We start from the raw sequence: 26762 nt of genomic DNA on the forward strand, positions 1-26762 counted from the left end.
TTGTATCTATGGCCAAACTAATAATCGTTGACGACGAGAAGAGTATCCGGGCTGCCCTCCGCGACATTTTAGAGTATGAAGGCTACGAAGTCGACGAAGCTAAAGATGGCGAAGAAGGCCTGGACATGATTCTTAAGTCCAGCTACGATGTTGCGCTCTGCGACATCAAAATGCCCAAAATGGACGGCCTCGAACTGCTGCTCAAATCCAGTCAGGCCGAAAAAGGAACCCAGTTTGTGATGATCTCAGCTTTCGGCAACGTAGAGAACGCCGTCGAAGCCACCAAACGCGGTGCTTTTGACTTCATCACCAAGCCGCCCGATCTGAACCGCCTGCTCGTTACGGTCCGCAACGCCATCGAGCGGTCGAAACTGGTGCAGGAAACCAAGACCCTCAAACGGCGTATCTACAAGCTCAACGAGATTGTTGGTGATTCTGAGCCGATTCGCAAGGTTAAGGAAACCATCAACCGGGTGGCCGCTACCGAAGCCCGCGTACTGATCACCGGCCCGAACGGCTCCGGTAAGGAGATGGTTGCCAAGCAGATTCACGAAAAAGGCAACCGGGCCACCATGCCCCTGATCGAAGTAAACTGCGCGGCCATTCCCGGCGAGCTGATCGAAAGCGAACTGTTTGGTCACGAGAAAGGGGCATTCACGGGTGCCCATGCCCGGCGGGTGGGCAAATTCGAACAGGCCGACGGCGGTACGCTGTTCCTCGACGAGATCGGCGACATGAGCCTGTCGGCTCAGGCCAAGGTGCTGCGGGCCTTGCAGGAAAGTAAAATCACGCGGGTTGGGGGCGACAAGGAAATTAAGGTCAACGTCCGGGTGATTGCGGCTACGAACAAAGACCTGCGCCAGGAGATTGTCAACGGCAACTTCCGCGAAGACCTGTTCCACCGCCTGAGTGTTATTCCCATTCACGTGCCGGCGTTGGCTGAGCGTCGCTCCGACATTCCGCTGCTGGCCGACAAATTCCTGCAGGACATCGCGAACGAATATGGCTCCCCGGCCAAAGACATTGACTCCGCCGGTATGGCTTACCTGCAATCGCTGCCCTGGACGGGTAACGTCCGCGAGCTACGCAACGTCGTCGAACGCCTGGTAATCATGTGTGGCGACGTCATCACGGTCGATGATGTGAAGTTGTATGCTTAATAGGGGGAGAAAGGAGGAAAGGGAGGAAGGGGAGGAAAGGAAGAAGGGGGTGGAAAGGATTGTTACGTATGCTATCCCTTCCTCCCCTCCTCCTTTACTCCTTTCCTCCCTTTACCCCTTCCTTCCCCCTCCTCCCTTTCCTCCCCTCATTTATACCACCAGCAAATTACATCCCCTGATATCGGAGTTGTCGAAGCGGCCGATCACGCGGAAGGTGCCTTCCGTGCCGACGTACTGGCCCAGGTCCTGGGTTTCGATGAACGAGCAGGAATCCAGGTTGGCCAGATCGATGACGTTGATGCCGCCCGTCTGGGTTTGTCGTGCGGCCTGACCAGGCTCAAACAGATGGAACGGATCATTGATGTCGCGTAGCAGCACCCGCAACGTAGCACTCGGCTCAAAAACCCCCTCCCCTTTCGAATAGGCCTGCGACAACAGTTCGGTCATACCGTATTCTGAGTGGACAGCCGGAACGCCCAGCCGACCGGTCAAAATCTGATGGACTTCCTCGCGGAGGAGTTCCTGTCGGCGTCCTTTCATCCCGCCTGTTTCCATCACTACCAGTTTTTCGACTACATCGGTCGGCAACGAAACGGCGGCAGTTGATTCGGCCCAGTCGAGCAGCGCAAACGTAACACCGATCAGCAGCACCTTACGCCCATCAGACGACGTCCGTAACTGGTGCAGCCGCTCGGTTAACTCTCCCACGTTATGGAGATAAAATCCCGATTGCCCGGAACCCGTTTTGGCCATAAATTGCTGAACCATATACACCAGCGACGAGTTATTTCGTTCAAGGTAAGACGGCAGCAGAGCTAATAAGTGAAAGTTGGTGAGCGGGCCGTATGTTTGCTCAAAAATGCGGGTGCTGACCGCATCGTACAGAGCCGCATCAGGAACGTAGTGCCGACTGGTCTGCGCACCGGTCGTGCCACTGCTGGCGAAGATCAAGGCCGTATCGGGTGGCGTTTCGAAACCGGTCAATACGGTATGGCGCTTGAAAAAGCCGATGGGCATAAACGGTATCCGCGACAGGGCCGTCACTTGCCCGGGCTGAACGCGCAGGTGGCGCAGATACGCGGCATAGACCGGATTATGAGCCGCCTGGTATCGAAACACGGCCAGAGCCAGCGAATCAAAGTCGGTCGCGGTGGTGTGCAGAATACGCGTCCGAAGCGTTTGCCGCTGGGCAGCTGCTTCGGCGGAGAGAAACAGAGAATCAGACAATTGTAAAACAGCTTTTTATTGCGTTACCGATACAACAGTATGCAACGGCGACAAATTCACCAGGGCCTCTTCATAATTGGGTTAGCCTTATCGCTGACGGCCTGCTTCAACGAGCCGGACTTTCCGAACTCCCCTGAAATTGAGTTTAAAGGTATTGATCCGCCATTTTTTATTCCGGGTGGAACGGGTATCGGTCAGGCTCCCCGCGACTCGCTTATTGTGACCATCGGGTTTAAGGACGGTGACGGTGACCTCGGCGATAACATTCCGCTTGATAGTGCCACGCAGAATCGTTATCTGCGGAATGGCGGCTGGGGCAATTACCGGATTCGTACGTTTAAGGTGGTCAGAGGGCAGGAAGAGGAAGTCCAGCTTACCGAAAACAATTTTCTGGTTTTTCCGCGTCTAACCCGCGAAGGACAGAAAGGCCCGATTGAAGGTACACTGGAATTTCGCCAGATCTATTTCTACACCCCATTTTCCAGAAAATACCCCATCAAATTCCGTATTCAGATTCGTGACCGGGCGCTCAATGTCAGCAACGAAATCGAAACGGACACCGTCAGCGTTCCGCTGCTGGAGCAATAAGCGTTCTACGTTTTTTCTACCGTCGAAAGCTGTGGTTGCACAGCTTTCGCTGTTTGTTCGGTTTTCAATACGATTCGGAACGTAGTGCCTTTGCCCACCTCCGAGTGTTTGACGAACAGCTTGCCGTTGTGGTATTCTTCCACAATCCGTTTGGCCAGCGTCAGGCCCAGTCCCCAGCCCCGCTTCTTCGTGCTGAAGCCGGGCGAGAACACTTTCTGCATGTTCGCTTTTGAGATACCTTTTCCCGTATCGGTAATGTCGATCCCTATTTCTTGGTGTGGCAGCGCCAGCATATTGATTCGCAGCGCCCCAACACCCCCCATCGCGTCGACGGCATTCTTGCAGATGTTCTCAATCACCCACTCAAACAGCAGTTTGTTGATCTTTGCGGTCTGTCCGGCCGGCAACTGACTGGTCACGGTCATGTTCACCTTGGTTGAGATACGTTTGGCCAGGTAATCCGTAAACTGGAATACCACCTCGCTGAGGTTTTCTTCCTTCAGGGTAGGAATAGACCCGATGCTGGAGAAACGGGCCGTAATGGTTTCCAGCCGCCGGACGTCCTTTTCCAGTTCGTCGGTAATGCTCTCGTCGTACTGCTGTGGATCCGCGCGCATGTACTCGACCCAGGCCATCAGCGACGACATGGGCGTACCGAGCTGGTGCGCCGTTTCCTTGGCCAGTCCCACCCAGACGCGGTTCTGCTCCGCTCTCCGCGACGAGCTGAACGCCAGATAAGCTAATACGCCAAGCACGCCAAGAATAATCAGCAATACGTATGGAAAGTACTTCAGTTGCCGCAGCAACGATGAGTTGGTGTAATACACAAGGCCTCGCCGACCATCGCCAATCTCAACGACGATCGGAACATGGCTTTCTCGCATTTCAGCTATCTCACGGCGCAAAAATTGTTGCTGTTCCTCAAATGTACCCGGCGGCAGGTCAACATTCCGCCGGCTGGAAATATTACCGTCGGGATCTACGTAAATGGCAGGTACTGAATGATTAACTGCTAGGATCTCGTTCGTAACGAATGTTATGTCACCCGAGTTATTATGAGACGGATCGACGAGATAGGATATAGCTTTGGCTTGTAGCTGGACGTACCGCTCTTCGCGTTCCTCCAGCCGGTTAATGAGCCGGTTGGTGTACAGCAGCGTTGCCGTTCCGACCAGCAGCATATTCAGCGCAACGATGATTTTCAGAACGTTGTTCTGGCTGTATATATCAAATGACTTAAGCATAAGACGTTGTGCACACTAGCTCGTCGCGGCCACCCCAATGTCGGTTCAGAACACTTCATCGGGCGGCTTGTTTGTTTCAACTGACAATCTATACGGTTGATAACGAAATAACTAGGCAATTGATAACGAAAAAACGTACTTCATGGTGCATTTCAGAACGCACAGCCCATCTGATGTGTTCTGTTTGTAATAGAACATAAGTAAGAAAGTGGTTTGTTATTTATACACCTTCTAAATAACCAAACCGATTAGACAGAACGTTTCACGTCCAGCGATTGTGCAGTAATTTTGTGCTGGCTAAAGGTAACTTAGCGTCAGTTGAAAGTATGTTAGACACTTTTAAATCAATTAGCTTATCCCACAAGACGGCACCTCTCCGCGTGCGGGAGCTAATTGCATTGAACGAAGAGGAAGCCAAGCGATTAATGCTTCGGCTGCGCGACTTTTTCGGGTTGTCCGATCTTCTCGTTATTTCCACCTGTAACCGTACGGAAGTTTATTACGCGTTTGACCAGGACCTGAACACCGATATTGTCCGGCTGCTGCTGATCGAGAAGGGACTCACCGACACCGACCAGTACCTGCCTTACTTTCAGTTGTTCAGCGCCCACGATGACGCGGTTCGGCACTTATTTGAGGTGTGTGTCGGGCTGCACTCGCAGGTGGTTGGCGACATGCAGATTCCGAACCAGGTGAAGCAGGCCTACCAGTGGTCGGCGGATCTGGATATGGCCGGGCCGTTTCTGCACCGGCTGATGCACACGATCTTCTTTACCAATAAACGCGTAGCTCAGGAAACGTCGTTCCGCGACGGAGCCGCTTCGGTTTCCTACGCAGCCGTTGAGCTGATCGAGGAACTGGTGGGTACCCACCAGAATCCAAACGTACTGGTTATCGGTCTGGGCGAGATTGGCACGGACGTGTGCAAGAACCTGGCCGATCATAACCTGAAGAATATTACGCTCTGCAATCGTACCTACGCCAAGGCGGAGGGTATGGCGGCTGAGTACGGTTTCCGGGTTGCGAACTTCGACAACCTGACCGATGAAATCCGGAAAGCCGACGTGATCATTTCGTCGGTGATGCGCGACGAGCCGCTTATCACGCCTGCGTTGCTGCACGACCTGAACGTACTGACTTACAAATATTTCATTGATCTGTCGGTGCCACGTAGCGTTGATGCGGCCGTTGAGCAGATCCCGGGCGTGCTGGTCTATAACATCGATCACATCCGGAACCGCGCCGACGAAGCCCTGAACCAGCGGCTGGCGGCAATTCCGCAGGTCGAAGCGATCATTACGCAGTCACTGCTTGAGTTCGGCGACTGGTCGAAGGAAATGCTCGTTTCGCCGACGATCAATAAGCTCAAAAATGCGCTGGAGCAGATTCGCCGGGACGAAATTGCCCGCCACATGAAGCACCTGACCACCGAAGAGTCGGAAAAGATCGACAAGATTACGCGGGGCATTATGCAGAAAATCATCAAACTCCCGGTGCTGCAACTGAAGGCCGCCTGCAAACGCGGTGAAGCCGAAACCCTGATCGACGTCCTGAACGATCTGTTCGATCTGGAACGCCAGCCCGCTGCCGATCCGGACCATAAGCGCTCGTACTAAACTATACAGTTTTCAACAAGCCCCAGGTCAGTGCTGACCTGGGGCTTGTGCTTTATAGGCGGCCTGCCAAAAAAGACCCCGCGTTTCGGACAAAAAAGCCGGTCAAATTCGTTATATCAGCGTTACCTGGCTCAAACGAATGTCCCGACTCATCAATGCCCTCCTTCGCGTTTTTCTGCTGGCCATTTTTGCCGTCGGTCTGGTTGCGCTGTGGGAGCAGATCCGTACCAGCGATTACCTGAGCCGCTTCCGACGTACTGATTCGGCGGCCCAGAGCGTTATTATTAAGGAAATCACGTCACTGGGGCGGCTCGAACTGGTCAAGTACACCTTTCGGGACATTGTCGAGCATGAGCAGCTCAAGACCTTCTGGCCTAATTCGAGCGCGGTCCTGATCGTCGAAGGTGAAGCAACCGGCTGCCTTGACCTGACAAGGATCAAACCCGATGATATTCGCATCGGGGGCGACTCCGTTATCGTGAATTTACCCCGTCCTGAACTGTGCGGCTGGAAGGTCAACCATGATCGGTCCCGGGTGTATGATACCCGGTTTGCATTTCTGGATGAGTCGCAGCTGGTCAGTGACGCGTATCGCCAGGCCGAGCAGCAAATCCGGCAATCGGCGCTGCGTTCCAACATCCTGGAACAAACCCGTCGGAACGCAGTGCCGCTGCTCCAACCGCTGCTCGAACGGGTATCGGGCCGCCGGGTAGTGCTGGTTTTCCAACCCTGACGAACCCAGCCGGGTCAGAGAACAATACAGCCACCGTGTTCGTCCGTTCAGAAACATTATATGAACGGAATTCACATTTCCGGCATTTTTTGATAACATCGGCTTCCTACAGCCGGTTTTTAGGCAAACGACAATGCTACGCTTATGAACACCAATACGCCCCCTGTTACGAACGGAAATCTGTTAGTTGCCGAGCCTTTTTTAGGCGACTCCAACTTTGAGCGTAGTGTTGTGCTGGTGTGCGAACACAGCGAAGCCGGTACATTCGGTCTGGTCATGAATCAGCAGACTAACCTGCACCTGAGCGATGTCATCGAGGATGTGTACGCCGATGTCCCGCTGTTTGTGGGGGGGCCGGTTCAGCAGAATACGCTGCACTTCATCCATCGCCGGCCCGATCTGATCGATAACTCGATCCGGATTATGGATGGACTGTACTGGAGTGGCGATTTCGACGAGATCAAGCGGGCGGTCAATCTGGGTACGCTCACTGATCGCGACGCCCGGTTCTTCGTCGGCTACTCGGGCTGGAGCGAAGGGCAGCTGGAAGACGAACTGGAGCAGAAAGCGTGGATCGTGACCCGCACCGATGCCGATTTTCTATTCGACACCCCCTCCGACCAGTTCTGGCGGGGCGTACTGAAGCGCATGGGGGGCGAATACAAAGCCATTGCCAACTACCCCGTAGACCCGCGCTTAAATTAACGCGATTACCTTTAACTTTTTTTAACCAATTTTGTCGGCTAACCAAGCGTTATGGGAAGGTTATTCCCATTCTGACATTCGATTATGCGCAGCAACCGACTACTCCTTTTTAGTTTTCTCCTTGTTTTTCCCCTGCTGACCCGAGCGCAGAGCAATAATCCCCGAGGTGGCCATTTTGGTTTTAAAGCGGGGCCAACGCTGACGCAACTGGCCGTTTCGGGGATCAGTCCGTACGTTCCTAAACGAACGCTGGACCCGCATCTGGGCGTCATGTATCGCTACCGGATTCAGCGGTTTGTGCTGCAGCCGGAACTGCTTTTTTCGAGCAAAGGGGGTAGTTTCCAGATCGAACGGCTGGGCCGTCGCGAAACCATCCGGAACCGGTACATATACGCCAGCGTCCCGGTCCTGTTCGGCTATATCCCGACCGAAGGCATTACGCTGCAGGCAGGTCCTGAATTCAGCTACGCCCTCAACGCCGGCCAGACCAACGGCCCCGGCAACCGCACTGATTTGGGTATTGCCGTGGGGGCTCACTACGATTTCCTTGATTTTCTGGACAAGTTCAGTCTTCACGTCCGGTATGTGTACGGTCTTAACAACGTATCGCCCGAGCCACTAGCGATCTACAAAAACCGAACGCTGCAGGTAGGTATCGTGTACAACCTGTATCCTAAAGAAAAGAAGAAATAAGAAGAGGGGTGTCTGGTCATCGCTCATTAGTCATTCACTGAATATGCTCACCGACTTCGGCATCATTCTGCTGTTTATTCTGGCCGCCTTTGCGTTCATCGGCATTGTGCTGTTTGTGGCGCGATTGCTCCGGCCCAACCGCCCGAATGAGGAGAAGAACAGTACCTATGAGTCGGGCGAGGAGCCGGTCGGCAATGCTAACATCCAGTTCAATATCCGGTACTACGTAGTGGCGCTGGTGTTTGTTCTCTTCGATGTCGAACTGGTTTTCCTGTTTCCATGGGCTACCGTATTTGGCCAGGTCCGGCTGATTAACGAAACCAACGGCTCCTGGGGCTGGTTTGCACTGACCGAAGCCTTCCTGTTTGTGGGTATTCTCGGTTTGGGACTGGCGTACGTCTGGGCCAAGGGGTACCTCGACTGGGTAAAACCGCAGCCCAAAATTCCACGGGTCGATACGAACGTACCAGCGGATCTGTACCAGCGGGTCAACGACAAGTACAGTCACTCAAAGCCTTGATCAGCCCCGCACTTCCGACGCTACTGTTGCTGCTGACAGGCTCCCTGACGATGGCGCAGTCGTCGGACGTAGACGTGTATCTGGTCCGGGTGGTTATGCAGAACGGCGACCGGTTTCAGGGTGTGCTGGATGATGTCGATGCAACGGATTTGCTGATAGGCAGCGCACCCGATGGTTCATGGCATTGGCGCTCGGGCGGCCGCGTTCCCCTGGAATTAGTCAGAAAGATTGTACTGAAACGGGCCAATAATCACCGGTTCACTCTCCAGGGAGCCATTGCGGGTGGCTTGCTGACGGGGCTGGTGGTGGTTCGATCGGCCCGAAAAAGCCCGTTTCGCAGCTCGGTACTCTACGGTCTTAACCTGGCGATGGGCATAGGGGGCGGGGCCGCAACCGGGGCGTTGCTGGGTCACGCCATCAGCAACGGCGGTCGGCGGGTTATCCGCCCCCCGAAACGCGACCAGGCCGATCCGACCGAAACCCTGCGCCGACAGCTCCTGACCTATACGTACCGGTTCCGGCAGGAACAGCTGAACTACCCACAGCCCTGAAACGTTTGTTCGTTACGTAGTCACAGTACTTATGAACCCATCCAGTCCATCAAATAAATCCGGCGAAGCCAGCGTATTTTTTATCACCTCGGAAGAGTTGCTGAACTGGTCGCGGTCCTCATCCCTGTGGCCGCTGACGTTCGGTCTGGCCTGCTGCGCCATCGAGATGATGGGTGCCATGGCGTCTAACTACGACCTTGAGCGCTTTGGTATCTTTCCGCGTCCCTCGCCCCGGCAGTCGGATATTATGATCGTATCGGGAACGGTAACCTACAAAATGGCCGACCGGATCCGGCGGCTGTATGAGCAGATGTCGGAGCCGCGCTACGTGATCTCGATGGGCTCGTGCGCCAACTGCGGTGGGCCGTACTGGCAGCATGGCTACCATGTAGTAAAAGGCGTCGACAAGATCATTCCCGTTGATGTGTACGTACCCGGTTGCCCACCCCGACCCGAAGCGCTGATCGACGGCTTTCTGAAACTACAGGAAAAAATTCGGGCCGAACATCCGCTGACGGGTGACAAACCAACGCCGTCGCTACCCGCAGAAGAACGCAGAAAGGCTTAATTCTGCTTGTCCTTACCAGGGCCGGCTACTGGGCATAGCCGACACTCGTAGCAACCCCGACACCAACCGTTTGACTAACGCATGACGTTCACAGACATTCAAACTCTGCTCGAAGATCAATTCGGCTCCATCTTTCGGGCGAATACGCAGAACCCACAGCCGTATCTGGTCGTCCCGGCGGATCGATTAGTAGAGGTCTGTCGGTTCCTACGCGACGACAATCGGTTGTTTTTCGACCTGCTGGCGTGCATTACAGCCATTGACAACGGGACCTCAGCCGGCACGATGGACGTTATCTATACCCTCACGTCAATTCCGTACGAGCATAACCTGGCCCTCTACGTCACGGTTGCCCGGAATCAGCCGGATGAACCGCTGCCGGGTGTACCGAGCGTGACATCGATCTGGCGCACCGCCGACTGGCACGAACGCGAGGCCTTCGATCTGGTTGGCATCCGCTTCGAGGGGCACCCCGACCTGCGCCGGATTCTGCTCCCTACCGACTGGGTTGGGCATCCGCTCCGTTCGGATTATCAGGAAATCGACCAATACCACGGCATCCGCAATCAGTAACCTGTTATCAATTGGCAGTTTTCTGGTTTCATTTGTTATTACCTTGTGGACCGATCTTGTCAATTCATGAGAAAATTATTTCTGTTCTGTTGCCTCGCGCTGGCAGCAGTCTGTCTTTTTGCTGTTACCCCTTCTGTTGCCCAGCCTGATTCGGTCATCGTGTCGGGGCGCATCGATCACCTGACGGCCCGACTCTACCGCGAATCGCCCCAGGTACTAATCAGCCGCAACAACATCCTGCAGGCCAGTCGTGAACTCGTGCGGCCTGCTCCGCTCAATGCCGACGGTACGTTCCGGGTGTCTGTTCCGCTGATTTATTCTCAGGAAGAACTTTATTTCAACTACGGCCGCATTTCAACGGCTTTTCTGGCCGCCCCCGGGACCATTACCATCACGCTCGACGCCGACTCGCTGTTCACGGCGGCCGTTCCCTTCCGGTTCACGGGAACAAACGCCCAGGTAAACCAGCAGTATGCCCGGTATAAAGCGTTTGAGGCTGGTTACGCTGATAAACCAGATGCCAGAAAACTATCCCGGCAGGTAACGGGCATGAGCGACACCCGGGCGTATACCGCTCTGTTCGATGCGTACAATGCACCGTTCCGGGCGTTTGCGGGCAAGGAAAAACCATTTCCACTGTTGACCCGGTGGGTAACCGCTACCAGCCGGTACAATGCCGTTTCGTTTTTATACGACAAAGCGGCTTTTGAAGGTGGCACGGTAGCCCTGGCAGACTCCCTCCGTCCATTGAGCGATCCGCTGCTGACAGCGGCCCGGGCTGCGGCTACCAACCGTTTTTCGGAGTACGTTGTGCAACAGGCGTCTACGCCGGTTTCCGGACGTAACAACGGCCTGTCGGTCCGCACGCTGGCTACGTTGCTGGAACAGTACGGCCGTAATCTTAGCGAAAACGACCGGGAGCGGCTTGAGGAATACAAAATCAAAAATTCGGCGAAGGCATCCGACCTGCGCTTTTTTGACACCCTGCTCCGTCGCAATGCCGATACGCTTACCCGACTGGTCAACTACGAAGCGCTGCTGCAAAGAGGGCGGCAGGCGTTTGACAGTACGTCCATGGAATACGTAGCTGCGTATTGGCTGGCGCAAGCCTTACCCGGCCTGACACTCAATTACGTTGATCTGCTGTATAACTACATGAGGCCCAAACTCAACGACCCGCAACTGGTGGAGTCGCTCAGCGAGCTGTATCAGCTCCAGGTGAAAGACAGTGCCCGCATCCGGTCGGCCGTCCGGACGCTGGCTAAAACCGGTTCAACGGCGCAGAGCCTGGAAATTTCGCCGGGGGTGTTCGTTACCCAGAACGCCGGTGCTGATGGCTTCAACCTGTTGAATCAGGTGGTCAATGCCAATCGGGGAAAAGTCATCTACGTGCTGATGACCTCGCCGACGACCGATGCGGGCAGGCAGGCGGCTATCGACGCCCAGCGGCTGCGCAATCAGTACCGTGCCCGCGAGTTTGCCCTGGTGTACGTACCCATGCCCAACACCGAGAAAACCCTCTGGCCCGAGATCAGCACCCGGTACAATCTGGCTGGCGACCACGTGCTGGCAACAGAAGGTCAGTTTTCGGATATCATTGAACAACTACGACCCGTCGAGGAGATTTCCGCTACGGTCATTAACCGAACCGGTAAGATCGCAAAACGAAACGCGCCCTTACCGGACGCGTCTGAGGAACTTGAAAAAATTCTGGACAAGAGTTTTTAGCCTTCAATACTGTATTTATCAAACAAGCCCCACCGGTTAGGTACCGGTGGGGCTTGTTTTTACATATTGATGGCCCGGTTGTCGGTAGCCGCCAGACAAGCTTCCTTAAACGCTTCGGTATACGTCGGATGCGCGTGCGACATGCGTGATACGTCCTCGGCTGAAGCGCGGAACTCCATCGCCACTACGGCTTCGGCAATCATATCGGCCGCACGCGGTCCGATGATGTGCACGCCCAGCAACTCGTCCGTTTCTTTATGTGCCAGCACTTTCACCAGACCGTCGATATCCATACTGGCGCGTGCACGCCCCAGGGCCTTGAACGGGAACGATCCGGTTTTGTACGGAATACCTTCCTGTTTCAGTTCTTCTTCCGTGTAGCCCACAGCCGCCACTTCGGGCCAGGTGTACACTACGTTCGGAATCAGTTTATAATTGATGTGCGGCTTCTGCCCCACAATCGTTTCGGCAATGAACGTACCTTCCTCTTCGGCTTTGTGCGCCAGCATAGCCCCCCGGATCACGTCGCCCAGGGCGTAGATATGCGGCACCTTTGTACGCAGGTGGTTATCGACCTCAATCTTGCCACGCGAGTCGGTGCTCAGTCCGGCGGCTTCGAGGTTCAGGCCATCGGTGTAGGGACGGCGGCCGACAGATACCAGGCAGTAATCGCCGGTCAACGTCATCTGCTCACCCTTCGGTGTGTCAATGTTCACCACCACCTCGTCGCCTTTATTCTCGACGCTGGTCACTTTGTGATTGAAATAGAAATCCGCGCCCAGCTTCTTGATGGCTTTCTGAAGCTCTTTACCCATGGTCCGGTCCATAGTCGGGATCATGGCATCGGCAAACTCCACGAACGACACTTTGGCCCCCAGACGAGCGTACACCGAGCCCAGTTCGGCCCCAATAACGCCCGCCCCGATGATGACCAGGTGCTTCGGTACCTGTTCCAGCGTCAGGGCTTCGGTTGACGTAATGATTCGCTTCTTATCGATGGGCATCGACGGGAACGACAACGGTTTTGAGCCCGTCGCGATGATGATGTTCTTACCCGTAATGGTCTGCTCTGCCCCGTCGGCTTTGGTGATTTTTATCGTATGCGGATCAACGAACGTCCCGACGCCGTGAATTTCGTCAATCTTGTTTTTCTTCATCAGGAACGCCACCCCCTTCGTCGTCTGATCAACCACGCCCTGCTTGCGGACCACCATCTGGTTAAGATCCACTTTCAGATCAGCGAGCTGAATGCCATGTTCGGCAAACGTGTGGGCTGCGTTGTAGAAATGTTCTGATGAGTCGAGCATTGCCTTGGACGGAATGCAGCCTACGTTCAGACACGTACCGCCGAGGGTAGGGTATTTCTCAATAATGGCTGTTTTTAAGCCTAACTGAGCGCAACGAATTGCGCCGGTGTAACCGCCTGGCCCGGAGCCAATGACGATAACGTCATATTCCATATGAAGTTCGATAGTTAGCTAATTAATAAGCATTGTTGATGCAAAATTGGTTCAGATTTCGATAGACCAAACTGATTTACCGAAATTCGTGTTGGTGGTTCAGTAATGATCTCCTTCGGGAGGGTAGTCAGTACCTCATCCATGCATTCCACTCGTATCCTCTTCGTCTTTTCAGCGCTGGTTTTTATGGCCGGCTGCAACAATCCTGCTCAACAGACCCAGCCCAGTGTGTACTACGACGTAGCCGGGTTTGTGCAACGACAGATCACGCTGCTTTCGCAACAGAAACCACTGGTCAGCAAAGCTACTCAGATTAAAGGAGAGCGCAGTCAGCAGGCTACTCGTAACATCAACTGGAACCGCGAACTGGAACTGTTCTCGCAGGCGGATATCAACAAACCGGCCCTGCGCAACAGCTATCAGATCGTCCGGCCCGATTCGATGACGTATCAATACACGCTGAAAAAAGGGGAAGAAAAACTGACCGTTCGGTCACTGCGGGTACAGCTTGACCCCACCACGCGGCAACCGCGCCGAATCGAGGCCGTTTTACGTACCGGCAATCCGCTTTACACCTCCGAACGTCGCCTGCTCCTGGAGAGCGGCCCGGCCGGCGGCAACCAATGGCAGGTGCGGCACTATCAGCTTACCGGCTTTCAGCAACTCTCCTATTTCGACAAGAACGAGTTTCGGGTAGAAGGACGAATTCAGTAGCGATTACTTAATAATCCCCACCGGCTCCACCGCCCCCGAAGCTACCGCCCCCAAAACCGCCGAAGCCGCCACCACCGCCCCCGCCACTCCAGCCGCCCCCACCGGAGGATCCCCAGCCGGAGAAGGTAGACGTTGGGAAGAAGACCGGACCACCCCAGCCACCACCCCGGTAGCGGGTACCCCCACCGCCGTTTCGACGGCCCCAGATGATCGCGACGATAATGATGGCCAGGATGACGAAAACGATGAAGCCACCCCCACCGCCATCCTCGTCCGACGCTTCGGCGTCATACTCACCACTGGCTCGCCGAATGATCTCGGTAGTGGCCTGGTCCAGCCCCTGGTAATACTGTTCCTGCTTAAAATTAGGAACAATGGTGTTGCTGATAATGCGTTTGGCAATGGCGTCGGGGATGGCTCCCTCAAGTCCGTAGCCCGTTGCAATGAAGACTTTTCGGGTCTGCGTGGCCCAGGCAATCACCAGTCCGTTGTTTTTCCCCTGCTGCCCGACGCCCCATTTGCGTCCCACCTGAAACGCAAAATCACCGATCGGGTACGGCTCCGTCGACCGGACGATCACAACGGTAATCTGCGTAGAGGTTGAATCGTTATAGGCCCGCAGTTTCTGCTCAAGTTGCGCCCGGTCGCCCGGACTCAGAATTCCCACAAAGTCGTTAACAAGCCGGGGTGGGCTGGGTCGGTTGGGAATTACCGAGTCGGCCGTCGACGGGAGGTTCTGCGCCCGCAGTCCGGTTGTGAAAGCCAGCAGCAATACCAGCATCCACAAACTGACGGTCCGGACGGTATATGTTGTCAGAAAGGGTACGTTCACGGAAGTGTTAGTCAAACGAAATGTCGTCGGCGAGTTCGTTGGTGTCGTCGCTGGCGTATGGAAAAAACTGCTTCAACTGCTGGCCCGCCCGTTCGATACCCCGACAAAGCCCTTCGGTATAATCGCCTGTTGCGAAGTGGCTGCGCAGGATGCCTTTCGTGCTTTCCCAGAAGTCGGCCGGCACTTTTGCGTTAATGCCGGTATCGCCAATGACGGCGAATTTCCGATCGGCATGGGCCAGATAAAACAGGACCCCATTCTGTTCTTTGGTCTGGTGCATACCCAGCCGGGCAAAGACCTCGATGGCTCGCTGGACGGGGTCTGGACTCGGGCATTGCGGCTCAACATGCACCCGGATTTCGCCGGATGTAGCTTTCTCGGCCTGCCGAATGGCTTCAATAATGCGCTGCTGCTGCTCAGCAGAAAACGGATTAGCTTGCATGGCGCTGGGGCAAAGGGCGTGGAGCCTGGGGCATAGCGTTCAGGAATTACCCCAAACCCTACGCCCCAAGCCCCATGCAATTAGCAATTAAAACTGAACCGTTGGTGCCTGCTGGGCAGCCTGACTGGCTTCAAACAGCCCCTTCCGTTCAAAGCCGAAGAGCCCGGCAAAGATGTTGTTCGGGAACGACCGTACCGACTGGTTGTAGCCGGTCGCTACGCCGTTGAAATCGTTACGTGCTACGGCAATCCGGTTTTCAGTACCCTCCAGCTGCGCCTGCAGTTCTGAGAAGTTCTGCGTGGCCCGGAGCTGCGGATAGTTTTCGGCGACTGCCAGCAACCGCGACAGCGACCCGCCCAGTTGATCCTGTGCCTGCTGGAACCGCTGCAGGTTCTCGGGCGTCAGCTGGTCGGCAGAGAGGCTGATACCGGTCGCTTTCGAACGGGCTTCCTGAACGGCCGTCAACGTACTTTTTTCGAAGTTGGCAACACCCTGTACCGTCCGGACGAGGTTCGGGATCAGATCGGCCCGGCGCTGATATTGTGTTTGGACATTGGCCCAGGCGTTTTCGACCTGCGTATCTTTCTCGACTAAGCCATTGTAAGAACTACAACCGTACATACCCAGCAGTACGGCAATAACAACGACAATAATTAAGGTTCGTGACATGGTTTTTATTGTATAGGTTATGCATGAAGGTGTGTGCTCCGTCACGCATGTTTCTAAGACAAAACTGAATAAAACTATTGATTTGTTTTCAAAAAATGGTGTCAATGGCTCTTTTCTGGCCTGAGCCACTTGTTTGGATTGACAATCGGTAACGGATACGTATCGCCCAGCGCCACCCCGAACTGCTCCTGTTCCGCCCGGGTCAGATTCGACACCAGATGAACCTTGCTGCCCGGTACGTGGGCGAGTTCCGGGAGCCAGTGCCTGACGTAATCACCCTGTTCATCGTAGCGGGTGGCTTGCGAGTAGATATTGAAATACCGGCCCTCGCGCGGGTCGTTCCCCACCCCGGCTACGTAGTTCCAGTTGCCCCAGTTGCTGCACACATCGTAGTCGACGAGCAGGCTTTCGAAGTAGGCCGCCCCCCAGGTCCAGTCGATGCCCAGATCGTTCACCAGAAAGCTGCCGACATTCTGCCGCCCCCGATTCGACATAAAGCCGGTGGCGTTCATCTCCCGCATGTTGGCGTCAATGAACGGAATGCCGGTTTCTCCTTCGGCCCACCGGATAAACAGATCGGTGTCGCGTCGCCATTTGCGATTAAAGTCATGTTGAATACCGCTGGGCTTGAACAGCCGGGTGCCGTAGCGAAGAGCCACAAACCGGAAAAAATCCCGCCAGATCAGTTCAAAAATCAGCCAGTACGTCGACTCATTTTTGACGCGTTCTTCCTCGTAGCGGCTGACTTCTTCGTAGATCAGCCGGGGCGACAAACAGCCGTGAGCGAGCCAGGCCGAGAACTTGGATGAGTAGTCTTCGCCGAGCATCCCGTTGCGGGTTTCTTTATAGGTGCGGACCAGCTCGCGCTCCCAGACGTAGCGCCTGAGTCGTTCGATGGCTACGGTCTCACCTCCCTTAAAAGCCACGGCAGCCCGACTATCCAGGGTTACTTCGGGCGCAAACCCAAAGGTGGCCAGGGTCGGCATGTCGCCAACGTCAACATCCGGTACGTTGCGAATACGTTCCGGAGCCGGTACTGTTGGCCGAACTTTCCCGTATTTCTCCACCCGCGTACGGAACTGGCTGAAAACATTCGGTAGCTTTGAAATTTCGAACGGCAAATCCCGCACGTGGTAGAGCGTAGCAACCCAGAACAGGTCAAGATCGACGTTGAGGGGTTTCAGCCGCTTGCTTAGATTCGATTCGGCATCGGTTTCTTCCTGCGTCACCTCCTTACTGGCGTACACAGCCGCCACATCGGCGGATTCGGCCAGTTCGGCCAAAATACTGGCGGGATCGCCAATCCGTATGAGCAGTTCACCTCCTTTCGCCCGTATGGACTGACGCAGGTCGGCAACGCTTTCGAGCAGGAAACTGGCCCGGTAAATGCCCGTTTTCATGAATCCAAGCTTGGGAAGCTCGGTAAACAACCGGGGATTGAACACAAAAACAGGCAGGACTTCATCAGCATCGGCAACGGCACGGGCAAAGCCTTCGTTGTCGTGCAGACGCAGGTCGTTACGGAACCAGTACAGGATACGTTTGGGCATAATCAGTAATCGTAAAGTATCTATACTCTGTCAACGCCGGAGCCCCGATTATGTTTATTGCCCACGCCGTTTGCTAAACTCACCGACCTATCATTACGGCCTCGCTGTACCTTCGTACATCAAATACCCACCAACATGACTATCAACACATTACCCCTCATCGCCCTACTAGCGGGTGCCGCTCTGGCGCAGCCGCCCGTTGCTAAACTACCCTCCTCCCCCATGGCGTTCGTGGTCGACAGTCAGGATAACCTGATCATTCATGTGTACCGCGGACGGATTCTCAGGTTATCACCTCAGGGTACTTTATCCGTCGTTACTGACGACATTCGAAAGGACATCAAAAAGTCGCCTTACCCGAGTTGCAACGCCATGGCCATTGATAGCCGGGATAATGTCTATATGGCCGACGATGAAGTGATTTGGAAAATGACGCCGGATGGTAAAGTAAGTATGTTCGCCGGGGTACCGTTTACCGCTTCCCGCAAGGATGGCCCCCTGGCAACTGCTCAGTTTCGCGGTATTGAGCATATTGACGTCGACGCTACGGGGACCATCTACGTAGCGGAGCGGGACAACACCAACAAAGACAACCTCGGCGACTTCTACCTCATCCGTAAAATTGGTACGAACGGCCTGGTATCTACGGTGGTGAACACCCGCGAAAACCCGGCGCTCAAAACCAGATGGCTGGCCGGCATGGGTGTTGACGCTCAGGGCAGCCTGTACGTTAGCGATGGCAGCGGGCGGTGCATCAAAAAGATAGCTTCCAATGGAACCATCAGCACGGTAGCCGGGCTTTGCGGCAAGCGGGAATTTCACCCCGTCTACGTACAGGGCACCATCAGCAAAGCGGAGCTAATGGCGCCCCAGGACATTCTCATCGACCGTACTGGAGCCGTTATCTTCGCCGACGGCCGCCTGAACCGCATCATCAAAGTAGCCAATGAGACCGTAGCGACCCTGGCCGGTAACAGTGAGATTCAACCTAACAACGTCAATATGGGTGGCCGGTCGAAAGAGGGATATAAAGACGGGAAAGCGCTGACCGCCCTGTTCAACTTCCCCCAACGCTGTGCCCTAACCATCGACAGTCGGCAGAACATCTACATCATCGACGGAGGCAACGACTGCATCCGGCGCTTATCGGCTGACGGTACGGTCACGACCGTTGCCAAACGAGCTGATTAAACCTGCTTCTACTGCTCGTTCAGATTCCAGTTATAGTCCATGAACGAGATCTTCGTACTGCTATTGATTTTGGTGTTTGAATACCGATTGACCCACTCTTCAATGGATTTACCCTTGTCTTTCCAGTCGCCCTTGTACCAGTCGAAGTACTTCGACAGACTGGCCTGTTTAGGCGAAATGGCGTTTTTAGCCGGATTGTTCAGGAAGTCGCGGCCCTGATCATTAAGCTGACTGTCGAGCTTTTCGGCCACGTATGCTTCGTTCCGTAACCGCGGGCACGACTTCGACGCGCACACCAGCGCGAAGTGAATGCGGGGGTCATCAAACTTCTTGCGGAGTGTACCGTGCTCAATGTTATCGAGGCTGATCTTTTCCTTTCCGACAGGAATAAACTTAATGGCCCAGGGCGTTGTCACGAACGGAATCTGAATCTTACTGCCAATGTCCTTGATGCTCTGAACGGGGTAGTGATCCAGAATCAACTGAATTGTGAAGGCGTTGTAGGCATTGATCCAGTAGGCCATCTGCTCATTTTTGCTCCACGAGGCTGCCGGCGGGTTCCTGCTAAGCAGTTCAAGGTATTTTTTAAACTCAGCCTGGTCTTTCCTGAATCCTTTGTAGTTAACTTGCCCACGCTCATCAACGTACTTTTTAAGCAGTTGATCGAAGATACTGTGATCAACAGGCGCAGTCCCCGTGGTCGCTGCCAAAGCAGTACGTGGGTTTATAAAAGCCATTGACAGCAGGAGAATCAGGCCGGCTAACAAACCGACCCGCGTGAGGTTTCGTGTCCTAATCATGAGTAATCTACTTTTTAGATACATACGCCAGTCCTTTACAAAAGGTTTGATCCTAAACGGATCAACCGCTATCCTTCAGCAATCGCATGAATCTTGATTTAACCGGAAAAACCGCCCTGGTGGGTGGCAGCACTCAGGGGATCGGTCGGGCAACGGCTATGGAACTGGCCCTGCTGGGTGCCAACGTAGTGCTGATCGCCCGCAATGAAGATGCGCTCAACGCAACCCTGAACGAACTAAGCACCCGGCATGGGCAAACGCACCGCTACCTCGTTGCTGACTTCAGTGAACCGGGCGCTGTGCAGGAGGCCATTACGCAGCATGTACAGCAGTATCCTGACGTTCATATCCTGATCAACAACACGGGCGGACCAGCCGGCGGCCCATTGCTTGACGCCAAACCTGAAGAGTTTATTCAAACGTTTCACAACCACCTGCTGAACAACCAGACGCTGGTGCAGGCCGTCGTTCCGGCGATGAAGCAGGCAGGCTACGGCCGTATTGTCAACATCATCAGCACGTCGGTCAAGCAACCGATCGTCGGGCTGGGCGTATCAAACACCATCCGGGGGGCAGTGGCGCAGTGGGCCAAAACGCTGTCGCTCGAACTGGGCAAGTTCGGCATTACGGTCAACAATGTACTGCCCGGCTACACCCGTACGGCGCGGCTGGATGCAGTACTGGCCATGCGGGCCAGTTCGTCGGGCAAAACCGAAGACGAAGTAGCCGCCCAGATGGAAAGTGAGATTCCGATTGGCCGCTTTGCTACGGCCGAGGAAGTAGCCGCGGCAGCCGCGTTTCTATGCACACCCGCAGCCGCAGCGATCAGTGGCATCAACGTCCCGGTAGACGGCGGCAAAACGGGGAGTCTTTAAAAAAAAGGAGGAAGGGGAGGAGGGAGAAAAGGAGAAGAGGATTCCACAATGAAAATCCATTTTTTCCTTTCCTCCTCTCCTCCCCTTCCTCCTTTTCTCCCTCTTTACACTAAACTATTCTTAAACGCGTAGGCCACCATGCCGGCGGTGTTTTTGGTACCGGTTTTTTCGAGAATACGCAGGCGGTGGCCCTCTACGGTACGTGGGCTCAGAAAAACGCGCTCGCTGATTTCGTTCGTTGACAGGCCTTCGCAGATCAGCCGCAGTACTTCTTTTTCACGCTCCGACAGCAGCACCTTGCTGTTATAAAACGGGTTGGCCGGTTTAGCCACGGTTGTTTTGTTGGTCATCTTCCGGAGCATTGCCTTCGAGACAAACTCGTTGAGGTACACCCCCTCGTCCATGACCTTGCGCACGGCTTTCTCAACTTCGCCGGCTTCGGCGTCTTTCAGCAGGTAGCCGCTCACGCCCTTTTCGAGCAGGTGCAGCACCATCCGATCCTCATCGTGCATGGTCAGAACGACGATTTTGATCAGTGGATAATGTTCACGCAGGTAATCGGCCGTGGCCGTTCCGTCCATAACCGGCATCTGCAGGTCCAGCAGCACGACATCCGGGGTTTTGCGGGGTATTTTATCGATCAGTTCCTGCCCGTTGGCAGCTTCCAGAATCAGTTCAAAATCATGAATCTGGCCAAGAATTGTAGACATCCCAACCCGAAACAGGGTATGGTCGTCGCAAAGCGCCAGTTTAATTTTACGCATACTCATTGGTTCGGTTGAAGAGCGGTTGGTCAGGACATTAACGCGACGGGTTTAGGGTCGCTGAGCGGAATCTGTACGTGAATTTGCGAACCGCGGCCGGGTGCCACGTCGAAGGTTACGTGGCCGTTGACCACGCTCAGGCGACTCTCAATGTTGCGCAGTCCTAAACCACGCTGTTTATCTTCCATGATGGCATCGAAATCGAAGCCGACGCCATCGTCCAGAACCGACAGCCGGATTTCGTCGGCCTGGCAATACAACTGAATCGTAATATGGTGAGCCCGGGCATGACGAATGGCATTGTTGAGCAGTTCCTGGGCAATACGGTACAGCATCAGCTCCAGCGGGGCCGTCAGTTGCGCCACCGATTCGGGACAATCCAGATGTACCTGCAGGTCGCTATCGGTAGCCCGCTCGGCCAGTTCTTCCAGAGCGGCCAGAAATCCGAACCGTTCGAGGGTAGTCGGCACCAGGTCGCGGCTGATCCGCCGGACATTGGTCATGGTTTCGTCGAGCATGGAACGGGTTTTCTGAAACTGCAACCCCACCCGGACTTCACCGCCTACCTGTCGCTCTACCTGGTTCAAACTCAACTTAGTAACCGACAGCATCGTTCCGATCCCGTCGTGCAACTCAGCCGCCAGTCGGCGACGCTCTTCCTCCTGCCCCCGAAACGTAGCGGCCATAAGCTCACGCCGATGCTGTTCCTGAAGCTCTTTAAACGCCAGTTGCTGCTTCACCTGTTTTTGCTGGTAGTAGGCCACAAAGATGATGATGAAGACAACCATCATCAACAGAACGGCGGTTCCCATGGCGATATATAATTTAACTGTGTAAGCGTCCACAACTGTACATTACTGATGGTCAGCCATCTTCTTCTGATTACGATGAATAAACACCTCTCAGGCCATTCAGCCTGATGCGAGTCCAAACAGCAACTCCTCTACACGGCCTGAAGTGGCCTGGAGCGCTCGAACCGACTCATCCACAAACCTACAGCCGAAATGATGCAAAAGAGTATGTATACCACCTGCTGTATGTTCCAGTATAAATTAAACGTATCAAGAGACGTTGTTTCTTCAAATAAATAACGTCCGAACAAAAATATAAAGAACGTTCCCGCAATGTATACCAGTAAACCCGCACTGAACCAGAATAAATCGTGGGTCATAATATTGTGGACCATCACCTGATTCGTTATCCGGGTTAAGTACATCAGAACGACAGCTAACATAAACAGCCGGGCTACGGTCAGATTTCCGGGCGACAATTCGATACTACTGTAGAAGATTACATTAATCAATAAACAGGTTATGGCAACACTTATAATCACTTTCTTTATCGAGACAGGCGATACCACGGCGTATGTTGCCCCAACAACCCCAATTTCAACAAACGACTGAAGATTGAATAAATATAAGTTACTCTCACTACGCAGGCTGTGGTACAGAGCAATTGAATCTTTCAGAAAAAACAACCCTACGAGCAGTACCATCAGCTTAGCTGCCGGTCTTAACTGGTTCAGGAATAAGACACCAACAAAGACCGGCAACAGACTGGCAACGTGAGAAAGCAAGTCTAAAGGGTATTGAACACTAAGCTGAACAAACTTTTCCCACATATACTATTGGATGTCATCTTCGGCGCAATGCCGTGGGCAAACGGGTCCATCCCCTAAAGCCTCTGCTCTGCCCATACTATCTTTTAAGCCTGCATTAGCCGATCTGACTGGTAAATCCCGGCCGGCGCTATCCACGGCCGTCAGCAGAACCCGGGGTTTCAGATCGCCTTTACCCGACGCCGTTGGCCGGCCATTTTCGTCCTCCCAGCGTTTGGCGTGGTGAATCCGCAGCCCTACGCAACCCGGCTGGTCGAGCAAACGCTGAATCTGATCGATCCCAAAAAACTCGGACTGTACTACTTTATCTTTTGCGAGACCGGATTCGGCCTTGCGCTTCTTGTACGCTTCTTTAAGCGGAACGACTTCTTCTGACGCCAGGAACCGACCGGCATCTTTAGTAAAAACTGGCATATATACGTGAACTAGTGAGAATTAACCGTTGAAAGCTATCACTTATTCTCCGGCTTGTCAATCGACTAAAAAGTCATAGGCCCTTTTCCAGCCATAACGGGAATCAAATACGTAGAACTACGTATCAAAGTGCGGATTTCTGCCTGTTTTGCGCGAAATACCCAAAAAAGGGGTTTCTGCGCTCATATGCTAAACTACACGGCTATACCTTTGTAACGTACTTGATCGAGCGCCAGACGGACTAGATCAGAACGATTTTCTCATCTCATAGGTTAGGTTACGAATGACTTGCTAACAATCTGATTGGCAAGTCATTGTTGTTCTATGTCTGCAAAGCTGGGGAAACAACTTTACTAAATTATTAAAGCTTCTCTTCAGCCTGTCCTGCCCATTTGGCTAATTAATTCTTGACTAATACTTTCTTGAATCGAGACAATGCACTTTAACATTGGAGTGTTTGTAGTGTATTCCGTTGAACTATTATGTGCCTGAATTACGGTTTTAGAAGTATTTCGTCTTTACTGTACACTAGGATGATGCCATAACCCCCATCAATATTTGAGTAACGAAGCTGAGGTGGTTGGAACGCTTGTAAAAAGCCTTCCACGGCATTAAATGTTCGTTTATATTCATAATAGCCGCGGTTTGTACGTCGTAGACTTAAAATAATTTCGTCAGCTGATCCTACCCGGCCACCGGGCTGGATGTACCCTTGTAATTCAACGCCTATCCTAACAATCGTCGATTGCCCATTAAAGCAGATGTCCGATAAGTTGTATTCGTTTAACTCTCCAGCACTGCGAAAGCCACAGCCATCTTCTACGTCATCTGGGCGATCTAAACCAAATGTGTTGATTGCCAACACCTGATCCTCCAAATAGGCTCTTAGATCTACTGCATAATAACTGTCTGGCTGAGTATCATCAATGAAGCTAAGAGTTAATTTACGTGTTGGGAATCCGCTGTTAATGGTTGAGCGTATTACTTCATCAAATTTGTAATTTTGAAACTTGACCGGATCTGGTATCCGCTCTGGCTTACTTTGGGCTTGGGGATAGCCAGTGGCCAAAACTTGATAGTAATAAGACTTGCCAGCAGTTGGCTTAAATGAAGTTGTAGAAACATAAAATCCCTCACCTTGATGAGCTAATTTATCAACCAGTATACTGTCTTCATACAGGTGCACTTCGGCGGTTTGGATACCATCATCAAACACCGAACGGCCAGTCGGCGGATAACTATGTCCTACTCGGAGAGTAACCACACTATCTGGCGAGAGCACACCATATAGTATCAACCGATTACCTTCGTAAGGCAGATCGACGCCTAAATCTTTAGTGCAACTAAACGCACCGGTTAACAGTAAAAGAGACAGGACACGATAGATCATCAATCAAACACTAGATTATAACTTACATAGGGTAAAACAGGAAACACTGCCTTACGAACTACTTTGTAATCGTAGCCAATAATCTGCCTGTTTCCTCCCCACAACAGCCCACGCTCAATATCTAAGTAGAAGGGATTAGCGCGGTTGTAAGCATTATAGACGCCGAACGACCATTGAGCGTTACGAAACCTACGTGTGCGATGTTGCACGGTTATTCCTAAATCTAAACGGTGATAAGCAGGCATTCGGTAATTATTACGATCACCGTAAATAAGAATTGGATATGCAGTCGCTTCTTGACCAATATTTTCTTGCAATGATATTGGAACAGTGGTCGGCTGACCTGATTGAAATATCCAAGTAGCAACACCACTAACTTTCTCACTAAATTTACACTGCCCAGTCATTGAAAAAACATGACGCCGATCAAACGAAGCCGCATACCAGCGGTTTTGGTCAATGGTCGCAAAGCGTCGGCGATGGCGAGCCAGTGTATAACTTACCCAGCCCGTTAGTTGCCCCTGTGTTTTGGATGCCATAACTTCTATCCCTCTGCTCTCGCCTACGCCATTGCGCTCTACGGTCGTTTCCCATCGACGATTGAAATTAGTCAAGAAGTTAGTCCCAGTTTGATAATCAATCAAGTTTGTAGAACGCTTCAGATAAGCATCTATAGACAGGTTGAGTGAATAAGCGGGAACGGTATAGGTAACTCCAACGGCGGTTTGTTCAGAAGCTTGCGGAGGAACTTGCTCTGTAGCTGGTACCCAAATGTCGTTAGGCAGCCCTATGCTATTGCTTGAAAGTAAGTGGACAAATTGGTGCATCTGAGTGTAGGCCAACTTAACGGCAACCCGCTGACTTGGTATCACGTTAAGCGTAAGGCGAGGCTCAACATACTCATAGTTACGCGCACCGACTTGATATGATACAGCTCTCAGCCCTAGGTTAGTTTTTAGCCATCTGACGGGGCGTAGCTCATCCTCGAGGTAAGCCGCCATTTCAGTAGCCGGTTTACTTGCGTTGATACGAGTTAATGTGTCAGGGTTTAAAGCGTAAGTAGTTTCGATTTGCGTGGGACGAAACCGATGTTTTATCAAGTCTACGCCTGCCATTACGGTGTGTTTAGTATTTGGGGTCCATTCAAACCCAACCTTAGCGGTTAAATCCCGCACAGTGGAACTGGCTTGTAGGCGTTGAACCGTTTCCCAAGCATCATTCTGTCGGGTCCTTGCCTGTGTTTCAATACTATATCTGTAGCGGGAGTAAGTTAGGGTGGAGCGAAAAAATAAATTACTTAGCAAAGTTCTGGTATATCTTAAAGTTGCCGTTGTGTTACCCCAATTTAGGTTGAAACTAGAGCGGTCCGTTCTTGATCCCTCCTGAGCCCCCCAAAAGTCATTGCCATTATAAACACTAACCAACAATCGGCCCCCGTCCCGGAATTGGTGATTGGCTTTTGCGTTGATATCGTATAACCAATAATTAAAATACTGTCCGCTATTGGCTCGATGGAACGCAATTAATGTTGGCAGTAGAAACAGCGTAAAATAGGAACTGCGAGCGGAAACCATGTAGGACGAACGCCCATTCAAGCTGTCACCTAATGGCCCTTCAATGAGCAGCCTGGAGCCAACCAGTCCCACACCTGCTTCCACGCGTCGGCGCTGGTTGTTACCTTCTTTCATAGTAACATCAATTACAGATGACAACCGCCCCCCATAACGAGCAGGAAATCCTGCTTTATATAAATCAACTTTGTGGATGGCATCGGGATTAAACGTAGATACAAATCCGAATAGATGCGATACGTTGTAGACGATCGCATCGTCAAGTATAATTAAATTCTGATCAGGCGTTCCTCCACGAACCTGTAGCCCCGTAGTTCCTTCGCTTCCCGTTGTTACACCCGGAGTCAAAGCCAGCGCTTTGATGATGTCACTTTCCCCAAGCAGAGCTGGCACTGCTTTCAGTTGCTGAACCGGTATGCTTACCAGACCTAAAGATTGTTTGTCTTAGCCCCCTGAAGAGTTGGACAAAATTGTAAAAACAATTAAGTCCTTTTAACTTCAGAAATGATGAGCAAAACCAGACGAACGTTCACCCCCGAGGACCGCTATTCCATCGTCCAGGAGTC

The 26762-nt window shown here is 53.0% G+C and carries 28 protein-coding genes; 14 read left to right on the forward strand and 14 right to left on the reverse strand.

Going from position 1 to position 26762, the window contains the following annotated elements:
- Positions 1-8: 8 nt before the first annotated feature.
- The gene (locus DYU11_RS27785; protein WP_119670999.1) at positions 9-1160 is read left to right on the forward strand and encodes a sigma-54-dependent transcriptional regulator; all 1152 of its coding nucleotides are present in this window, start codon (positions 9-11) and stop codon (positions 1158-1160) included.
- Between the two features lie 150 nt (positions 1161-1310).
- Here the strand turns inward: DYU11_RS27785 and DYU11_RS27790 are convergent, their stop codons facing one another.
- Positions 1311-2387: an acyl transferase gene (locus DYU11_RS27790; RefSeq protein ID WP_119671000.1), complete on the reverse strand. Its 1077-nt coding sequence runs from the start codon at positions 2385-2387 to the stop codon at positions 1311-1313.
- A 39-nt stretch (positions 2388-2426) separates the two neighbouring features.
- On the opposite strand from DYU11_RS27790, the gene DYU11_RS27795 reads away from it, so the two are divergent.
- Complete coding sequence (locus tag DYU11_RS27795) at positions 2427-2975, forward strand: hypothetical protein (RefSeq protein ID WP_119671001.1); 549 nt, start codon at positions 2427-2429, stop codon at positions 2973-2975.
- A gap of 5 nt (positions 2976-2980) precedes the next feature.
- Here DYU11_RS27795 and DYU11_RS27800 read toward each other — a convergent pair whose 3' ends face one another.
- Complete coding sequence (locus tag DYU11_RS27800; RefSeq protein WP_119671002.1) at positions 2981-4219, reverse strand: sensor histidine kinase; 1239 nt, start codon at positions 4217-4219, stop codon at positions 2981-2983.
- Between the two features lie 326 nt (positions 4220-4545).
- Here DYU11_RS27800 and hemA point away from each other — a divergent pair, with 326 nt between their 5' ends.
- The 9 genes from hemA to DYU11_RS27845 all read left to right on the forward strand — a co-directional run bounded on the left by hemA (position 4546) and on the right by DYU11_RS27845 (position 11906).
- Entirely contained in the window at positions 4546-5835 is a 1290-nt protein-coding gene (gene hemA, locus DYU11_RS27805) for a glutamyl-tRNA reductase (protein WP_119671039.1), read from the forward strand.
- A 139-nt stretch (positions 5836-5974) separates the two neighbouring features.
- Complete coding sequence (locus DYU11_RS27810; RefSeq protein ID WP_119671003.1) at positions 5975-6568, forward strand: DUF4230 domain-containing protein; 594 nt, start codon at positions 5975-5977, stop codon at positions 6566-6568.
- Between the two features lie 144 nt (positions 6569-6712).
- Positions 6713-7273 (forward strand): YqgE/AlgH family protein, encoded by a 561-nt coding sequence (locus tag DYU11_RS27815; protein WP_119671004.1) that lies wholly within the window; start codon positions 6713-6715, stop codon positions 7271-7273.
- 84 nt (positions 7274-7357) lie between these two features.
- The gene (locus DYU11_RS27820) at positions 7358-7966 is read left to right on the forward strand and encodes a porin family protein (RefSeq protein WP_119671005.1); all 609 of its coding nucleotides are present in this window, start codon (positions 7358-7360) and stop codon (positions 7964-7966) included.
- A gap of 43 nt (positions 7967-8009) precedes the next feature.
- The gene (locus tag DYU11_RS27825; RefSeq protein ID WP_119671006.1) at positions 8010-8486 is read left to right on the forward strand and encodes an NADH-quinone oxidoreductase subunit A; all 477 of its coding nucleotides are present in this window, start codon (positions 8010-8012) and stop codon (positions 8484-8486) included.
- On the forward strand, positions 8483-9037 hold the full coding sequence (locus tag DYU11_RS27830) for a hypothetical protein (RefSeq protein WP_119671007.1): 555 nt from the start codon (positions 8483-8485) through the stop codon (positions 9035-9037). Before DYU11_RS27825 ends, DYU11_RS27830 begins: the two co-directional genes overlap by 4 nt.
- Before the next feature lie 31 nt (positions 9038-9068).
- Entirely contained in the window at positions 9069-9605 is a 537-nt protein-coding gene (locus DYU11_RS27835) for an NADH-quinone oxidoreductase subunit B (protein WP_119671008.1), read from the forward strand.
- Between the two features lie 81 nt (positions 9606-9686).
- A complete protein-coding gene (locus DYU11_RS27840; RefSeq protein WP_119671009.1) occupies positions 9687-10178 on the forward strand; it encodes an NADH-quinone oxidoreductase subunit C in 492 nt (163 codons plus the stop codon).
- 66 nt (positions 10179-10244) lie between these two features.
- Positions 10245-11906: a hypothetical protein gene (locus DYU11_RS27845; RefSeq protein ID WP_119671010.1), complete on the forward strand. Its 1662-nt coding sequence runs from the start codon at positions 10245-10247 to the stop codon at positions 11904-11906.
- 59 nt (positions 11907-11965) lie between these two features.
- On the opposite strand, the gene lpdA is transcribed toward DYU11_RS27845, so the two are convergent.
- Positions 11966-13366, reverse strand: coding sequence for a dihydrolipoyl dehydrogenase (gene lpdA / locus DYU11_RS27850; protein ID WP_119671011.1), 1401 nt, complete (start codon positions 13364-13366; stop codon positions 11966-11968).
- 141 nt (positions 13367-13507) lie between these two features.
- Between lpdA and DYU11_RS27855 the strand changes: the two genes are divergently transcribed.
- Entirely contained in the window at positions 13508-14080 is a 573-nt protein-coding gene (locus DYU11_RS27855) for a hypothetical protein (RefSeq protein ID WP_119671012.1), read from the forward strand.
- A 7-nt stretch (positions 14081-14087) separates the two neighbouring features.
- Here DYU11_RS27855 and DYU11_RS27860 read toward each other — a convergent pair whose 3' ends face one another.
- From DYU11_RS27860 to DYU11_RS27875, 4 genes are all read right to left on the reverse strand, one after another.
- The gene (locus DYU11_RS27860) at positions 14088-14927 is read right to left on the reverse strand and encodes a TPM domain-containing protein (RefSeq protein ID WP_119671013.1); all 840 of its coding nucleotides are present in this window, start codon (positions 14925-14927) and stop codon (positions 14088-14090) included.
- Positions 14920-15354 (reverse strand): TPM domain-containing protein, encoded by a 435-nt coding sequence (locus DYU11_RS27865; protein ID WP_119671014.1) that lies wholly within the window; start codon positions 15352-15354, stop codon positions 14920-14922. The genes DYU11_RS27860 and DYU11_RS27865 overlap by 8 nt, the downstream gene beginning before the upstream one ends.
- Positions 15355-15441: 87 nt before the next feature.
- Positions 15442-16023, reverse strand: a complete 582-nt coding sequence (locus DYU11_RS27870) for a LemA family protein (RefSeq protein ID WP_119671015.1) — start codon at positions 16021-16023, stop codon at positions 15442-15444.
- 101 nt (positions 16024-16124) lie between these two features.
- Positions 16125-17573: a DASH family cryptochrome gene (locus DYU11_RS27875; protein WP_119671016.1), complete on the reverse strand. Its 1449-nt coding sequence runs from the start codon at positions 17571-17573 to the stop codon at positions 16125-16127.
- Positions 17574-17708: 135 nt separating this feature from the next.
- On the opposite strand from DYU11_RS27875, the gene DYU11_RS27880 reads away from it, so the two are divergent.
- Positions 17709-18764, forward strand: a complete 1056-nt coding sequence (locus DYU11_RS27880; RefSeq protein ID WP_147368056.1) for an NHL repeat-containing protein — start codon at positions 17709-17711, stop codon at positions 18762-18764.
- Positions 18765-18772: 8 nt separating this feature from the next.
- On the opposite strand, the gene DYU11_RS27885 is transcribed toward DYU11_RS27880, so the two are convergent.
- A complete protein-coding gene (locus DYU11_RS27885; protein WP_374756006.1) occupies positions 18773-19564 on the reverse strand; it encodes a DUF547 domain-containing protein in 792 nt (263 codons plus the stop codon).
- Positions 19565-19650: 86 nt separating this feature from the next.
- On the opposite strand from DYU11_RS27885, the gene DYU11_RS27890 reads away from it, so the two are divergent.
- Entirely contained in the window at positions 19651-20439 is a 789-nt protein-coding gene (locus DYU11_RS27890; protein WP_119671019.1) for an SDR family oxidoreductase, read from the forward strand.
- 104 nt (positions 20440-20543) lie between these two features.
- Here the strand turns inward: DYU11_RS27890 and DYU11_RS27895 are convergent, their stop codons facing one another.
- The 6 genes from DYU11_RS27895 to DYU11_RS27920 form a co-directional block, all read right to left on the reverse strand.
- Positions 20544-21203, reverse strand: coding sequence for a response regulator transcription factor (locus DYU11_RS27895; RefSeq protein WP_119671020.1), 660 nt, complete (start codon positions 21201-21203; stop codon positions 20544-20546).
- A 29-nt stretch (positions 21204-21232) separates the two neighbouring features.
- Positions 21233-22015: a sensor histidine kinase gene (locus tag DYU11_RS27900; RefSeq protein WP_119671021.1), complete on the reverse strand. Its 783-nt coding sequence runs from the start codon at positions 22013-22015 to the stop codon at positions 21233-21235.
- A gap of 131 nt (positions 22016-22146) precedes the next feature.
- Positions 22147-22824: a hypothetical protein gene (locus DYU11_RS27905; protein ID WP_147368057.1), complete on the reverse strand. Its 678-nt coding sequence runs from the start codon at positions 22822-22824 to the stop codon at positions 22147-22149.
- 3 nt (positions 22825-22827) lie between these two features.
- A complete protein-coding gene (locus DYU11_RS27910; RefSeq protein ID WP_119671023.1) occupies positions 22828-23235 on the reverse strand; it encodes a hypothetical protein in 408 nt (135 codons plus the stop codon).
- A 493-nt stretch (positions 23236-23728) separates the two neighbouring features.
- Complete coding sequence (locus DYU11_RS27915) at positions 23729-24625, reverse strand: DUF4249 domain-containing protein (protein WP_119671024.1); 897 nt, start codon at positions 24623-24625, stop codon at positions 23729-23731.
- Positions 24625-26589, reverse strand: coding sequence for a TonB-dependent receptor plug domain-containing protein (locus DYU11_RS27920; RefSeq protein WP_158600380.1), 1965 nt, complete (start codon positions 26587-26589; stop codon positions 24625-24627). Before DYU11_RS27920 ends, DYU11_RS27915 begins: the two co-directional genes overlap by 1 nt.
- Positions 26590-26762: the final 173 nt, after the last annotated feature.

Source organism: Fibrisoma montanum (genome assembly GCF_003583365.1).
Taxonomy (GTDB): Bacteria; Bacteroidota; Bacteroidia; order Cytophagales; family Spirosomataceae; genus Fibrisoma; species Fibrisoma montanum.

Bases quoted from the DNA above. Each gene is read 5' to 3' on its own strand.
- DYU11_RS27820 (WP_119671005.1), top strand. From the start codon at position 7,358: ATGCGCAGCAACCGACTACTCCTTTTTAGTTTTCTCCTTGTTTTTCCC.
- DYU11_RS27800 (WP_119671002.1), bottom strand. From the start codon at position 4,219: ATGCTTAAGTCATTTGATATATACAGCCAGAACAACGTTCTGAAAATC.
- DYU11_RS27880 (WP_147368056.1), top strand. From the start codon at position 17,709: ATGACTATCAACACATTACCCCTCATCGCCCTACTAGCGGGTGCCGCT.
- DYU11_RS27845 (WP_119671010.1), top strand. From the start codon at position 10,245: ATGAGAAAATTATTTCTGTTCTGTTGCCTCGCGCTGGCAGCAGTCTGT.
- DYU11_RS27890 (WP_119671019.1), top strand. From the start codon at position 19,651: ATGAATCTTGATTTAACCGGAAAAACCGCCCTGGTGGGTGGCAGCACT.
- DYU11_RS27900 (WP_119671021.1), bottom strand. From the start codon at position 22,015: ATGGGAACCGCCGTTCTGTTGATGATGGTTGTCTTCATCATCATCTTT.
- DYU11_RS27895 (WP_119671020.1), bottom strand. From the start codon at position 21,203: ATGCGTAAAATTAAACTGGCGCTTTGCGACGACCATACCCTGTTTCGG.
- DYU11_RS27855 (WP_119671012.1), top strand. From the start codon at position 13,508: ATGCATTCCACTCGTATCCTCTTCGTCTTTTCAGCGCTGGTTTTTATG.
- DYU11_RS27870 (WP_119671015.1), bottom strand. From the start codon at position 16,023: ATGTCACGAACCTTAATTATTGTCGTTGTTATTGCCGTACTGCTGGGT.
- DYU11_RS27825 (WP_119671006.1), top strand. From the start codon at position 8,010: ATGCTCACCGACTTCGGCATCATTCTGCTGTTTATTCTGGCCGCCTTT.
- DYU11_RS27840 (WP_119671009.1), top strand. From the start codon at position 9,687: ATGACGTTCACAGACATTCAAACTCTGCTCGAAGATCAATTCGGCTCC.
- DYU11_RS27795 (WP_119671001.1), top strand. From the start codon at position 2,427: ATGCAACGGCGACAAATTCACCAGGGCCTCTTCATAATTGGGTTAGCC.
- DYU11_RS27905 (WP_147368057.1), bottom strand. From the start codon at position 22,824: ATGTGGGAAAAGTTTGTTCAGCTTAGTGTTCAATACCCTTTAGACTTG.
- DYU11_RS27915 (WP_119671024.1), bottom strand. From the start codon at position 24,625: ATGATCTATCGTGTCCTGTCTCTTTTACTGTTAACCGGTGCGTTTAGT.
- DYU11_RS27815 (WP_119671004.1), top strand. From the start codon at position 6,713: ATGAACACCAATACGCCCCCTGTTACGAACGGAAATCTGTTAGTTGCC.
- DYU11_RS27835 (WP_119671008.1), top strand. From the start codon at position 9,069: ATGAACCCATCCAGTCCATCAAATAAATCCGGCGAAGCCAGCGTATTT.
- hemA (WP_119671039.1), top strand. From the start codon at position 4,546: ATGTTAGACACTTTTAAATCAATTAGCTTATCCCACAAGACGGCACCT.
- DYU11_RS27785 (WP_119670999.1), top strand. From the start codon at position 9: ATGGCCAAACTAATAATCGTTGACGACGAGAAGAGTATCCGGGCTGCC.
- DYU11_RS27875 (WP_119671016.1), bottom strand. From the start codon at position 17,573: ATGCCCAAACGTATCCTGTACTGGTTCCGTAACGACCTGCGTCTGCAC.
- DYU11_RS27910 (WP_119671023.1), bottom strand. From the start codon at position 23,235: ATGCCAGTTTTTACTAAAGATGCCGGTCGGTTCCTGGCGTCAGAAGAA.
- DYU11_RS27885 (WP_374756006.1), bottom strand. From the start codon at position 19,564: ATGATTAGGACACGAAACCTCACGCGGGTCGGTTTGTTAGCCGGCCTG.
- lpdA (WP_119671011.1), bottom strand. From the start codon at position 13,366: ATGGAATATGACGTTATCGTCATTGGCTCCGGGCCAGGCGGTTACACC.
- DYU11_RS27865 (WP_119671014.1), bottom strand. From the start codon at position 15,354: ATGCAAGCTAATCCGTTTTCTGCTGAGCAGCAGCAGCGCATTATTGAA.
- DYU11_RS27810 (WP_119671003.1), top strand. From the start codon at position 5,975: ATGTCCCGACTCATCAATGCCCTCCTTCGCGTTTTTCTGCTGGCCATT.